The organism is Micromonospora sp. SD12 (assembly GCF_052068495.1).
Taxonomy (GTDB): Bacteria; Actinomycetota; Actinomycetes; order Mycobacteriales; family Micromonosporaceae; genus Micromonospora; species Micromonospora echinofusca.
Genome location: NZ_JBQHDF010000009.1, coordinates 68,639 through 81,196, shown reverse-complemented (window position 1 = coordinate 81,196; position 12,558 = coordinate 68,639). Strand labels below are relative to the sequence as shown.

Genomic DNA, 12,558 nt, shown 5'->3' with positions numbered 1-12,558 from the left:
CGGACACGCCTCGCGCCCGGCGCGGATCAACCGGTGCGGTCGCGGGTAGTGCTGCGGGCATGGTGGAACTGGACGTGATGGTGCTCGGGCAGGTGGCCCGGGATCTCGTGCTGCTGGTGGACGAGGTGCCGGCCGCCGGCGGGAGCGCCCCGGTACGGCGGCGGCGCGAACTGCTCGGCGGCAAGGGGGCCAACCAGGCCGTCGGGCTGGCGCAGCTCGGCGCCGCCGTCGGTCTGCTCGGGGTCGTGGGCGACGACGAGGTGGGGGAGCGGCTGTTGGCGCTGGCGCGGGCCGACGGCGTCGACGTGGAGTGGGTACGCCGGCGGCCCGGCACCCCGACCGGGCTCATCGTCGACGTGGTCGACGCCGACGCGGACTGGCGCTACCTGGAGGACCTGCCGGAGGCCACCCTGCTCACCCCCGACGACGTCGCCGGGGCGGCGCCCGCGCTGCGCGCCGCGCGGGCCGTACTGATCCAACTCCAGCAGCCCGCGCGGACCGCGCTGGCCGCGGCCCGGACCGCCCGGGAGGCCGGCCGGCTGGTCGTGCTCGACGGGGCCCCCGCCGACGGGGCCGACGCCGACGCGCTGTTCGCCCTCGCCGACGTGCTGCGGGCCGACGCGCGGGAGGTCGAGCTGATCACCGGCGTCGCGCCGGAGGACGCCGGGGCGGGGCTCGCCGCCGGGCGCGCGCTGCTGCGCCGCGGCCCGTCGCTGCTGGCCGTCGAGGTGGCCGGGAAGGGCAACGCGTTCGTCTGGCCGGACGGCGAGCTGTTCCTGCCGTTGAGCGAGACGCCCACCGTGGACGATACGGGCGCGGGGGACGCCTTCGTCGCCGCGCTGACCCTCGGCGTGCTGCGGGGCGAGTCCCGGGAGCGGGTCGCCCGGTACGCCGTCGCCGCTGCCGGCGCCACCGTCGGTCATCCGGGTGGTCGGCCCGCGCTGACGCCAGAGGCGATCCGCGCGCAGCTCGACCGGATACCGGCCGGGTGACCGGCACTCGCCGAGACGCGACCGCCGGACGGGGTGACGATTGTGGACGGTCGGGCACGAAGGCGGGTTTTCCGTCCCCGGGGCCCGGGTATCCCGAGATCCTGACCGAGAGGCGGGTGACTGACATGAAGCGCAATCAATACCACGTCGTGCCGAACGGCGGCGGCTGGAAGGTCGAGCAGGGCAGCCAGGTCGTCGGCACGTTCGACACGAAGCAGCTCGCCGTCGAGGCGGGACGCCGGGCGGCGCACGACAACGAGCCGAGCCAGCTCGTCGTGCACACCTCCGACGGCAAGATCGAGACGGAGTACACGTACCAGAACGACCCGTACCCGCCGGCCGGCTGAGCGCCGCCGCGTCCGATCCGGACACGAACGGGCCCGACCCCCTGCGGGGTCGGGCCCGTCGGCGCGTCGGGCGACTACCAGCTCAGGTAGCTGGGCTGGGTCTGCACGTTCAGTTCGCGGTACCGCACGAGGTTCGCCGACCAGGTGCGCCAGTCGGTCAGCTTCAGGACGTCGAGGCCCTTGACCATGTCGTTGGAGTAGATGTAGCCGTTGTAGTAGTACGCGGACCAGGTGCCACCGCCGACGAGCCGGTCGGCCGAGAGCGGGCCCCGCTCCCAGAACGCGATCTCCTTGGGGTTGGCCGAGTCGGTGAAGTCCCAGACGGAGATGCCGCCCTGGTACCACGCCTGGACCATGATGTCGCGACCGAGCACCGGGATCAGCGAGCCGTTGTGCGCCACGCAGTTCTCGGTGTCGGCGTTCATCCGGGGGATCTTGTAGTAGCTGCGGAAGACCATCTTGCGGGCGTCACCGCGACCGGTGATGTCGTAGATGGCGTCGGCGCCCCGCTCCGGGCCGATGGCCTCGTTGCAGGTGGCCGCGCCGCCGCCGCCCAGCTCGTCGGTGAAGACCACCTTGGTGCCGGCGTTGTTGAACGTGGCCGAGTGCCAGAACGCGAAGTTGACGGTGTCCCGGACCCGGCTTATCAGCCGGGGGGCCTCCCGGTTGGAGATGTCCATCAGGATGCCGTCGCCCATGCACGCGCCCGCGGCGAGGTTCTTCTCCGGGTAGGCGGTGATGTCGTGGCAGCCGGTGGTCGCCGAACCGCCGGGCCGGCCCTCGTAGCCGCCGTCCGGGAAGAGGTTCGGCGAGGCCACCACCGCCGCGTCGGTGGGCGACTTCACCGGCACCTTGACGATGGAGATGGAGTCGTGCGGGGGCTGGCAGTCGGGGAACTCCGCCCGCGGGCTGTACGAGGAGACGTACAGGTAGACGGTCTTGCGGTCCTTGCCCGGCACCAGGGTGTGGGTGTGCGAGCCGCAGGCCGTCTCCACCGCCTTGACGTAGCGCGGGTTGGCCTTGTCGCTGATGTCGAAGACCTTGATGCCCTCCCAGGACGCCTTCTCCGTCGCCGGCGCGCTGGTGCTGTTGCAGGAGTCGTCGCTGCGCGAGGAGTCGGTGGAGAGGAACAGCAGGTCACCGTGGACGGAGATGTCGTTCTGCGACCCGGGGCAGTAGACCTGCGACACCACGCTCGGCGCGCTCGGCCGGGAGATGTCGTAGATGACGAAGCCGTTGTAGTTGCCGGCGAAGGCGTAGCGGCCCTGGAAGGCCAGGTCGCTGTTGGTGGCGTCCAGCGGCGCCTGCTTCGGCAGGTTGGCGATCTGCCGGAGGTTCGGGCTGCTGACGATCTCGTCGACGCCCGGAATGGTGTTGGTGGTGTCCACGGTGCCCGATGGGGCGGACCGCGCCGCCACCCCGGCGCTTCCGGGTGTGGCGGTGGCGACGCTGGCGAGGAGAAGGCCGGCCGCGGCCAGGCTCACGGTGGTGAGCCGCCTGGCCCGCAGGGTGCGGAAACTGGTCATCGGCGACGCCCTTCGCAAGGGGATGGCGATTGGCCACACCCTACAGTCCGATGAGTTCCATCGATGTGATGCAGATCACATGAATGCGCGTCGGTCGATGGATAGCATCGCCATGACCTCTACCGGGGGGAGTGGCCCATGACCAACCGCCGTGCGCGGACCCTGGCCGTCGTCATATCCGCGTCGCTGCTGGCGGTGGTCGTCGTCGCCGTCTTGCGCTCCGGCGGCCCGACCACGGCTCCGGCGGGACAGGTCGCCGCCCCCGCCACGACGTCCGCCCCGGTGGGCCCGAGCCGGCCCGCGGTGATCGTTCCCGGTCGGCCGGGCGAGACCGCGGCGGTCCGGCCCGCCGAGGAACTGCGCGACGCGGCCACGTCCCGGCACAACTCGATGGACGTCTGGTTCGTCCGGATGATGATCCCGCACCACGCCCAGGCGTTGGAGATGGCGGAGTTGGCCGGCGACCGTGCCGGCGACCCGGCCCTGCGCGCCCTCGCGGAGCGGATCCGGGCCAGCCAGGGCCCCGAGATCGGCATGATGCGGGGCTGGCTGCAGGCGCGCGGGCTCTCCACCGACGTGGCCGACCACGACCACGGCAGCATGCGGGGCATGCAGACGCCCGAGGCGATCCGGCAGCTCGCGGCGGCGCGGGGCGCCGAGTTCGACCGGCTCTTCGTGCGGATGATGACCGAGCACCACCAGGGCGCGGTCCAGATGGCCACCGACCTGCTCAAGGTCGGCTCCGACCTCACCCTGTCGGAGTTCGCCAACTCCGTCGCCACCGAGCAGACCGTCGAGATCGACCGGATGCGCGAGCTGCTGGCGTGACCCGGGCGGGCCACCCGACCCGGCCCGGGGCGGGTGACCCCTGACCTGCGGCACGTACGCTGGGTGACCGTGAACCGCACGATCCTCGGCCGCCCGTGGCGCGGCGTCGCCTTCGACGTCCTCGTCGCCGCCGTGGTGGTGCTCCTCGGCCTCGCCGGCCTGGCGAACCAGCCCGGCGGATGGAAGGCCACCCTGGTCAGCGCCGGGATGGCGGTGGCGCTGCTGTTCCGCCGGGCCCACCCGTCGGCGGTCGCCGTGGCGGTGGCGGCGCTCGCGCTGGTGCAGGTGGTCGCCGGGTGGGGGCCGCTGGCCTTCGACGTCGCCGTGCTGATCGCCCTCTACAGCGTGGTCAAGTACGCCGACCGGCTGCGCGACGGAATCCTCGCGGGTGTCGGGGCGGCCGTCGGGGTGGTGCTCGCCGGCCTGCAGACCCAGGGCGTCATCGCCTGGTGGGCGACGGCGATCTACTACGGCCTGGTCACCGGGGCCGTCTGGCTGGTCGCGCTGAACGTGCGGACCCGCCGGCTCTACGTGCTCACCCTGGAGGAACGGGCCGCCACCCTGGAGCGGGAACGGGAGGCGGAGGCGCGCGCCGCCGTGGCCGGGGAACGCACCCGCATCGCCCGCGAGCTGCACGACGTGGTGGCGCACAGCATGGCCGTGATGATCGTGCAGGCCGACGGGGCGCGGTTCATGCTCGACCGGGACCCGGAGACCGCCCGCCAGGCGGTCAAGGTGGTCGCCGACACCGGCCGGCAGGCGCTGGAGGAGATGCGCCGGCTGGTCGGCGTACTGCGGGAGCCCAGCGCGCCGGACGCGCAGGCCGGGCCCGGCGCGGCGGGTGCGCCCGACGGCGCCGGGGCGGCCGCCGACCCGGCGCACCGCCGGCTGGCGCTGACGGAGCTGCCCGCCCTGCTCGACCGCTTCCGCGCCGCCGGCCTCCGGGCCCGGCACACGGTCACCGGGGAGCCGGCGCCGATGCCGCCCGGGCTGGAGCTGACCGTCTACCGGGTGGTGCAGGAGGGGCTGACCAACGCGCTCAAGCACGCCGGGGTCGGCGCCGGCGTCGAGGTCACCGTCGCCTGCGCGGGCGACGCCGTGGTGGTGCGGGTGGTCGACGACGGCCAGGGCCGCCCCCCGGTCAGCCCGGCGCCCTCCGGCGGGCACGGCCTGGTCGGCATGCGCGAGCGGGTGGGCGTGTACGACGGCAGCCTGACCGCCGGACCCCGACTGGCCGGGGGCTGGCAGGTCGAGGCGCGGCTACCGCTACCGTCGACGTCCGCGACGACGGAGGTGACGGCGGCATGACGGTCCGCGTGGTGATCGTGGACGACCAGGCGCTGGTCCGCGCCGGTTTCCGGATGGTGCTGGACTCCCAGGCGGACCTGGAGGTGGTCGGCGAGGCGATCGACGGCGCCGACGCCCTGCGGCTGCTGGCCCGCGTCGAGGCCGACGTCGTGGTGATGGACGTCCGGATGCCGACCATGGACGGGGTGGAGGCCACCCGCCGCATCTGCCGGGACCGGCCCGCCGGCTCGCCCCGGGTGCTGGTGCTCACCACCTTCGACACGGAGCAGGACGCCTTCGCCGCGCTCCAGGCCGGCGCCAGCGGGTTCCTGCTCAAGAACGTGCCGCCGGAGGAACTGCTGGCCGCCATCCGGGTGGTCGCCCAGGGTGACTCGGTCGTCGCCCCGTCCATCACCCGCCGGCTGCTCGACCGCTTCGCCGGTCGGCTCGGTCCCGGGCCCGCCGAGGACCCCCGGATCGGCCAGCTCACCGAACGCGAGCGGGAGATCCTCCTGCTCGTGGCGCAGGGCCTCTCCAACGCGGAGATCGCCGCCCGGGTGCACGTCGCCGAGGCCACCGTGAAGACGCACGTCGGGCGGATCCTGGCCAAGCTCCAGCTCCGCGACCGGGTGCAGGCCGTGGTGCTGGCGTACGAGACCGGGCTGGTCACCCCCGGCGGCTGAGACCGGATACGACCCAGGTCGTACGGGCCCACCCCGTCAGGGGCGCCCCAGGTCGCAGCGGGGCCACCCCGCGCGGGTGGACGCGGTCGCACCGGCGGCGCCCATAGCGTCGGAGACGTCCCAGCCACGATCTCCACGGGGAGTTCCACGTGTCCGTCGCACCTCCCGCGCACGCCACCGCCGGCGTCGCGGTCGCCGCCCACGGCCTGTCCAAGCGGTACGGCACCGGCCCGGCAGCTGTCGTCGCCCTCGACGGCGTCGACGTCGACTTCGCCGCCGGCCGGTTCACCGCCATCATGGGCCCGTCCGGCTCCGGCAAGTCCACGCTCATGCACTGCCTCGCCGGCCTGGACCGGCCCACCTCCGGCAGCGTGCGGATCGGCGACGCCGACCTCGCCCGCCTCGACGACAAGCGGCTCACCCTGCTGCGCCGCGACCGGGTGGGCTTCGTGTTCCAGAAGTTCAACCTGCTGCCGGCGCTGACCGCCGAGGAGAACATCGTGCTGCCCCTGGCCATCGCGGGCCGGCGACCGGAGCGGGCCTGGCTGCGCCAGGTCGTCGCCGCGGTGGGGCTCGCCGACCGGCTGCGCCACCGCCCCGCCGAGCTCTCCGGCGGCCAGCAGCAGCGGGTGGCGGTGGCCCGCGCGCTGATCACCAAACCCTGGGTGATCTTCGCCGACGAGCCGACCGGGAACCTGGACTCGCGTTCCGGCGCCGAGGTGCTGCGCCTGCTGCGCGAGGCCGTCGACACCCTCGGCCAGACGGTGGTCATGGTGACCCACGACCCGTCGGCCGCCGGGCACGCCGACCGGGTCGTCTTCCTCGCCGACGGCCGGCCGGTACGCGACCTCACCGCGCCGACCGCCGAGCGGGTCCTCGACGCGCTCGCCGGCCTCGACCCGGCGCGCGCACCGGGCGCCGACCGCGAGGCGGTGACCCGATGATCCGTACGACCCTGCGCCAGCTGCGCGCCGAGGCGCTGCGCCTGATGCTCTCGTCGCTGGCCATCGTGCTCGGCGTCGCGTTCATCGCCGGCACGCTGATCTTCGTCGACGGGATGCGCGCCGGCGCGTACGAGCGGGCCGGGGCGTTCGACCGGTACACCGACCTCGCCGTCTACTCCGCCACGGACGACCCGCTGCCGGCCGTGCTGGTCGAGAAGGTGCGCGCCCTCGACGGGGTCGCCGCCGCCGAGGGCGAGCTGCTCGGCTCCGGCGGGATCGTGGGCGCCGACGGGCGCCCCGTGCTCGGCTACGCCGTCCTCGCCGCGATCCCCGTCGACGAGGCGCTGCGCTCGTACGACGTGGTGGCCGGCCGGTTGCCCGACCGCCCGGGCGAGGTCGTGCTGGACGCCGCGACCGTCGAGCAGGAGGGCTTCGCCCTCGGCAGCGGGGTACGCGTCGGCGGCGGCGGGGGAGCCGCCCGCCCGTACACCCTGGTCGGCACGGTCGACGTGGCCGGCACCGCCCGCGACGTCGGCGGCCCGTTCATCGGCCTGGTCGGCGCGGACGCCCTCGCGGTCACCGGCCAGCGGGGCTACGACCGGATCATGGTGGCGGCCCGGCCCGGCGCGGCCGACGGGGCACTGGTCGAGCGGGCCGCCGGGGCCGTCGGCGCCGGCGCGACCGTCAAGACCCGGCAGCGCATCCTCGACGACGCCGTGACCGACGCGGTCCGCGACCTCGAGCAGTTCAACATGGTGCTGCTGACCTTCGCCGGCGTCGCCGTCGTGGTCGCCGGCTTCGTCATCGCCAACACCTTCGCCATCGTGCTGGCCCAGCGGACGCGGCGGACCGCGCTGCTGCGGCTGGTCGGCGCGACCCGGGGCCAGCTGTTCCGCGCCGCGCTGCTGGAGGCCGCGCTGGTCGGGCTGGTCGCCTCCGCCGCCGGCGTGCTGATCGGCGTGGCCCTGGCCGGCGGCATGAACCAGGTGATGACGCGGCTCGACGCGCCGGTCCCCGGCGGGCTCACCGTCACCGCGTCGACCGTGCTGGTCAGCCTGCTCCTGGGCACAGCGATCACGATGGGCGCCGCCCTGCTGCCCGCATGGCGGGGCACCCGCGTCGCCCCGGTCGCCGCGCTCACCGACGCGGCGGTCCAGCCCGCCCGGGGCGCCGGCCGGCTCCGGTTGACGGCCGGCGCGGTGGTCTTCGCCGCCGGGATCGCCGCGCTGCTCGCCGCCGCGTACGCCGTGCAGGTGGTCCTGGTGGCCGCCGGCGGCGTACTCACCTTCTTCGGGATCGTGCTCTTCGGCCCGGTGCTCGTGCCGGCGCTGGTCCGGGTGCTGGGGTGGCCGGCCCGCAGGCTGTTCGGTGCCACCGCCGGGCTGGCCGTCGCGAACGCCGTACGCAATCCGCGCCGGATCGCCGCGACCGCCACGGCCCTGGTGATCGGGATCGGTCTGGTGTCTGCCTTCGTGGTCGGCGCCCGCAGCACCAAGGACGGCATCGAGCGCAGCGTGGACGCCGAGATCGGGGTGGACTGGCTGGTCACCGGGATCGGCGGGGATCTTCCGGCACCGCTCGTGGCCGAGCTGCGCGCGCGACCCGAGCTGGCGGTGGTGCACGAGCAGCGGGGTGCCGTCGCCGCCGACGTGCGGATCCAGGTCGCGCACCCCGCCCTGGTCGGCCGGACCCTGACCGGTGTCGTGTCGGGGCAGGTCGATCGGCTGGGTCCGGGACAGGTGCTGGTGCACCGGGAGTTGGCCGAGGCCCGGGGCTGGACGACCGGCTCCACCGTGACCGTACGCGGTCGGCCGTTGCGGGTGGCCGCGGTCGTCACCGCCGACGGGCCGACGCTCGCCGGCAGCCCCGTACCCGCCGGTCACGTGATCGAGGTGGTCGACGCCGACTTCGCCACCCTCTTTCCCGACGAGCGGGGCTACCTGGCCGAGATCGACCCCGCCGACGGGGTCTCCGCCGCGCAGGCCCGGGCCGCCATCGAGGCGGTGGTCGCCCGGTATCCGACCGCCAACCTGATGGATCAGGGCGCCTACAAGAAGATGCTCACCGCCACCGTCGACATGCTGCTCGCCCTCGTCACCGCGCTGCTGGGCCTGGCCGTGGTGATCGCGCTGGTGGGGGTCGCCAACACGCTGAGCCTGTCCGTGGTGGAGCGGACCCGGGAGAACGCCGTGCTGCGCGCGGTCGGGCTGACCCGGGGACGGATGCGCGCCATGCTGGCCGTCGAAGCGGTGCTGATGGCACTGGTCGGCGCGCTGCTCGGGGTGGGTCTCGGCACCGGTGTCAGCGCCGCCGCGATGGCCCTGCTGGCCCGGATCAGCGGCGACTTCGCCGTGGTGCTGCCGGTGGGGCAGCTCGGGCTGATCCTCGGGGTGGCGGTGGTGGCCGCCCTGGTCGCCTCGGTGCTGCCGGCCCGCCGCGCGCTGTCGCGGCCGGTGGTCGAGGCGCTCGGCGACCAGTGACATCCGCTGCCCGGTCCCGCCGCCACCGCGACGGCGGGACCGGCCGGCCCCCCCTGGGCCGGTGCGCGGGCGCGGTGTGCGGTCAGCCCGCCGGGGGGTTGGCGGGCTCGACCGGCGTGGTCTGCGTCTCGGTCGGCTCCACCGGCGGCGGCGGGCTCTGCGTCGGGACGGCGGTGCTGGGCGACGGGCGCGGCGGTTCGGTGGTGCCGCTGGGCTCGGGGGACTCCGGGGCGTCCGACCCGCTGGGCTGGGGGGAGACCGGGGGTGCGGTGCCCGACGGCGAAGGGCTGGAGGTGGAGCCGGTCGGCCGGAACGGCCGGCCCGGGTTGGCGGGTTCGTCGTCCTGCTCCGCGGGCGCCTGCGCGTCACCGCTCGGCTCCGCGGCCGGAGTGGTCGCCTGCGGCACCTTGACCGCCGGCGCGTCGGCCTCGCCCGAGGCGCCGAGCGCCGCGCCGAGCCCGGCCAATGCCACCAGCACGGCCGCCGCGGCGCCGACGAGGGTGCCGCGGCGCCTCCGACGGGCCACGCCGGCGACGGCCGGCATGTCGGTGCGGGTGTCCGGGTCCACGCCGCCCACGGCCGCGGCGGCGGGCACCATGGCGGTGGCCGCGGAGGGGTCGGACACGGCGGCCCGCGCGGCCTCGGCCATCGCCGCCGCGCTGCTGAACCGGTCGGCCGGGTCCTTGGCCAGGGCGCGGGAGACCAGCGCGCGGACCGCCTCCGGGACCTCGTGCGGCAGCTCCGGCGGCTCGTCGTCGAGGTGGCGCACGGCGACCTGCAACGGGTTGTCGCCGGTGAACGGCGGGCTGCCGCTGAGGCAGCAGTAGGCCACGGCGCCGAGCGCGTAGATGTCGGTCGCGCCGGACACCGGCCGGCCGGCGGCCTGCTCCGGAGCCATGTAGAGGGCGGTGCCGGGCACCGCGTTCGTGCTGGTGATGCTGGTGACGTTCGTCGACCGGGCGACGCCGAAGTCGACCAGCACGACGCTGCCGTCCTCCTGCACCAGCAGGTTGCTGGGCTTGACGTCGCGGTGCACGATCCCGCCGAGGTGCGCGGCGTGCAGCGCCTGCGCGACCTGCGCGACGATCGCCATCGTCTCGGCCACGTCGAGATGCCCGGCGGCCTCGATCCGCTTGGACAGGGGCTGGCCGGTCACGAACTCCATGACGAGGTAGTCGGCCCGGCTCCCGTCGGGCAGGTCGTCCTCGCCGCAGTCGAAGACCTGCACGATGCCCGGGTGGCGCAGCGCGGCCATGATCCGGGCCTCGGCGCGGAAGCGGGCGATGAAGTCGGGGTCGGAGACCAGCGCCGGCAGCAGGACCTTGACCGCGACCTGCCGGCCGAGGACGAGGTCCTTGCCCCGCCAGACGTCGCCCATGCCGCCCGTGGCGACACGTTCGTCCAGGCGGTAGCGACCGCTGAGTACGACCTCCGATGACAACACAGCACCACCGTACCCAGACCCACCGGGATCGGCTCGCCGCCCGCCCCCGGCCCGGCCCGCGCCGGCCGCGACGCGGGGGCAGCGCAACCCGACCCGCCTCGGATACCCTGTGACGGGTCGCGGACCGTGCGTGACGCCGATCCGCCCAGGACGGCCTTACGCTGGATGAACGCGCCGCCGCCCGCGACCGCCGATCGGCGCAGCGTCGCGGGTCGCCGCACCGTTACAGCGACGGGCCGGCCGAACGGCTAGATAATTCTCACTCTTTTGCCCGCCGACTGGGCTTGCCCGATCGACCCGGCGCTCCTAGCGTTAGCCCGTCTCGGGCCCGCCCCACGGCGCCGCCGCGGCACCTGCGCCACAGGCCGTGCCGCCACGGCAGAGTCCGGACGTGCCGTCCGGGCGACGCGGTCCCGGGCGTGATCAGGTCAGCGGGGGGCTGAGGGTGCGGGATCAGTTCCGGTTGCCGGACCGTGCTTGCCTCGCGCACGCCCACGTCGGCGTGCGCCGCCTGCACGTGTCCCCGGGACGAGAGCGGCAGCCGCATGGCGGGTGAGCTGAACGAGGCCGTCGTGGCGGCGCAGGCCGGCGACGAGGACGCCTTCCGCTTCCTCTACCGCAGCCTCCAGCCCGGCCTGCTCCGTTACCTGACCGCCCTGGTCGGCGCGGACGCCGAGGACGTCGCCTCCGAGACCTGGCTGCAGATCTCCCGTGACCTGCCCAGCTTCACCGGCGGTGAGTTCCGGGCGTGGGCCGTCACCATCGCCCGCAACCGGGCAATGGACCACCTGCGCCGGCAACGCCGTCGTCCGTCGCTGCCGGTACCGGTGCAGGCGCTCGCCGAACTGGCCGGTGACGCCGACACCGCCGAACGGGCCGGCGAGACGATCGGCACCGAGGCGGCGCTCGCGCTGATCGCCACCCTGCCGCCCCGCGAGGCCGAGGCCGTGCTGCTGCGCGCGGTCGTCGGGCTGGACGCCGAGACCGCCGGGCGGGTGCTCGGCCGCCGGCCCGGTGCCGTACGCACCGCCGCCCACCGGGGACTGCGCCGGCTCGCCGCGCTGATGGAACGCCACGACCCGGCCCGGTCGCCGGCCGCGCCCGAGGCCGCCGTGACGCCGCGACCGCGTACCGGCGGGCGGCAGGCGTCGCACGTCGAGCCGGCGGACGGTTGACGTGAGGGGATTCAGGATGTTCTTCCGTCGGACCGGGCGGCCCGCCGACCGCGGCGCGGCCGACCGGCTCCTCGACGACGCGCGGGCGGACGCGCCCCGTACGCCGGAAACCGACGTGTCCGAGCCGCTCAGCCGGTTGCTCGCCGCCGCCGCCGCTCCCGCCCGTCCCGGCGAACTGGCCGGCGAGGAGGCCGCCGTGGCCGCCTTCCGGGCGGCTCGCGCGGCCGGACCCGCCGCCGGGGGAGTCCCGGCGCCGCGCCGCCGCCGGTTCACCGCCGGCGTCGTGGCCTGGGGGGCGGGGATCGCCGTCACCGCCACCGCGGGCGCCGCCTTCGCGGCCGTCACGCTCGACCGGGCCGACGACCCGGCCCCGCCGCGACACCCCGCCACCCCGGCACCGGCCACCGCGTCGCCAACCACCTCGACGCCACAGCGCGACGGGCCGAGCGCAGCCACCGGCGGCGGCGCCCCCACCGGGACCCCGACCGGTGCCACCGCCCCGCCGAACTCGGGCGTACCCGCCCCCGGAAGCACCACGGGCGCCGCCCCGGGGACGCCGCAGGAGCGCCCCGAGCAGCTGCAGGGCCTCTGCCGGGCGTACCTGGCGAAGAATCCGGCGCAGCGGGAGCGGGCGCTGGACACCCCCTCGTTCGCCCGCCTGGTGACCGCGGCGGGCGGCCGTGGGCAGGTCGAGGGCTTCTGCGGGGACCTGGTGCCCGAGGCGGCGGCGAAGGAGTCGCCGGAGTCGCCAAACGAGCCGACGAAGCAGCGGCCGTCGCCGACCCCAGGTCCGACCGCCGCCGACTGAGTCGTCCGCGCTTCTCCGGACAGCCCGGGTGGCCGCCACCGGCT

The 12,558-nt window shown here is 75.3% G+C and carries 11 protein-coding genes; 9 read left to right on the top strand and 2 right to left on the bottom strand.

Annotated elements, in window-relative coordinates; translation table 11 throughout:
* The first annotated feature begins 59 nt into the window (after positions 1-59).
* Both ACTMS2_RS18950 and ACTMS2_RS18945 read left to right on the top strand, forming a co-directional pair.
* Positions 60-992 carry a PfkB family carbohydrate kinase gene (locus tag ACTMS2_RS18950; protein ID WP_441176560.1) on the top strand — a complete coding sequence of 311 codons (933 nt, stop codon included), beginning with the start codon at positions 60-62 and terminating at the stop codon, positions 990-992.
* A gap of 125 nt (positions 993-1,117) precedes the next feature.
* Positions 1,118-1,339 carry a DUF2188 domain-containing protein gene (locus ACTMS2_RS18945; protein WP_441176687.1) on the top strand — a complete coding sequence of 74 codons (222 nt, stop codon included), beginning with the start codon at positions 1,118-1,120 and terminating at the stop codon, positions 1,337-1,339.
* Positions 1,340-1,413: 74 nt separating this feature from the next.
* Here ACTMS2_RS18945 and ACTMS2_RS18940 read toward each other — a convergent pair whose 3' ends face one another.
* Positions 1,414-2,865 carry an LVIVD repeat-containing protein gene (locus tag ACTMS2_RS18940; RefSeq protein ID WP_441176559.1) on the bottom strand — a complete coding sequence of 484 codons (1,452 nt, stop codon included), beginning with the start codon at positions 2,863-2,865 and terminating at the stop codon, positions 1,414-1,416.
* Between the two features lie 138 nt (positions 2,866-3,003).
* On the opposite strand from ACTMS2_RS18940, the gene ACTMS2_RS18935 reads away from it, so the two are divergent.
* The 5 genes from ACTMS2_RS18935 to ACTMS2_RS18915 all read left to right on the top strand — a co-directional run bounded on the left by ACTMS2_RS18935 (position 3,004) and on the right by ACTMS2_RS18915 (position 9,087).
* Positions 3,004-3,693 (top strand): DUF305 domain-containing protein, encoded by a 690-nt coding sequence (locus ACTMS2_RS18935; RefSeq protein ID WP_441176558.1) that lies wholly within the window; start codon positions 3,004-3,006, stop codon positions 3,691-3,693.
* A gap of 63 nt (positions 3,694-3,756) precedes the next feature.
* Positions 3,757-5,001 carry a sensor histidine kinase gene (locus tag ACTMS2_RS18930; protein WP_441176557.1) on the top strand — a complete coding sequence of 415 codons (1,245 nt, stop codon included), beginning with the start codon at positions 3,757-3,759 and terminating at the stop codon, positions 4,999-5,001.
* Positions 4,998-5,663, top strand: a complete 666-nt coding sequence (locus tag ACTMS2_RS18925; RefSeq protein ID WP_358167407.1) for a response regulator transcription factor — start codon at positions 4,998-5,000, stop codon at positions 5,661-5,663. The genes ACTMS2_RS18930 and ACTMS2_RS18925 overlap by 4 nt, the downstream gene beginning before the upstream one ends.
* A gap of 149 nt (positions 5,664-5,812) precedes the next feature.
* A complete protein-coding gene (locus ACTMS2_RS18920) occupies positions 5,813-6,607 on the top strand; it encodes an ABC transporter ATP-binding protein (protein WP_441176555.1) in 795 nt (264 codons plus the stop codon).
* A complete protein-coding gene (locus tag ACTMS2_RS18915; protein WP_441176554.1) occupies positions 6,604-9,087 on the top strand; it encodes an ABC transporter permease in 2,484 nt (827 codons plus the stop codon). Before ACTMS2_RS18920 ends, ACTMS2_RS18915 begins: the two co-directional genes overlap by 4 nt.
* Before the next feature lie 82 nt (positions 9,088-9,169).
* Here ACTMS2_RS18915 and ACTMS2_RS18910 read toward each other — a convergent pair whose 3' ends face one another.
* Positions 9,170-10,531 carry a protein kinase domain-containing protein gene (locus tag ACTMS2_RS18910; RefSeq protein WP_441176553.1) on the bottom strand — a complete coding sequence of 454 codons (1,362 nt, stop codon included), beginning with the start codon at positions 10,529-10,531 and terminating at the stop codon, positions 9,170-9,172.
* A gap of 545 nt (positions 10,532-11,076) precedes the next feature.
* Between ACTMS2_RS18910 and ACTMS2_RS18905 the strand changes: the two genes are divergently transcribed.
* Both ACTMS2_RS18905 and ACTMS2_RS18900 read left to right on the top strand, forming a co-directional pair.
* Positions 11,077-11,706 (top strand): RNA polymerase sigma factor, encoded by a 630-nt coding sequence (locus ACTMS2_RS18905; protein WP_441176552.1) that lies wholly within the window; start codon positions 11,077-11,079, stop codon positions 11,704-11,706.
* Positions 11,707-11,722: 16 nt separating this feature from the next.
* Positions 11,723-12,514, top strand: coding sequence for a hypothetical protein (locus tag ACTMS2_RS18900; protein WP_441176551.1), 792 nt, complete (start codon positions 11,723-11,725; stop codon positions 12,512-12,514).
* Positions 12,515-12,558: the final 44 nt, after the last annotated feature.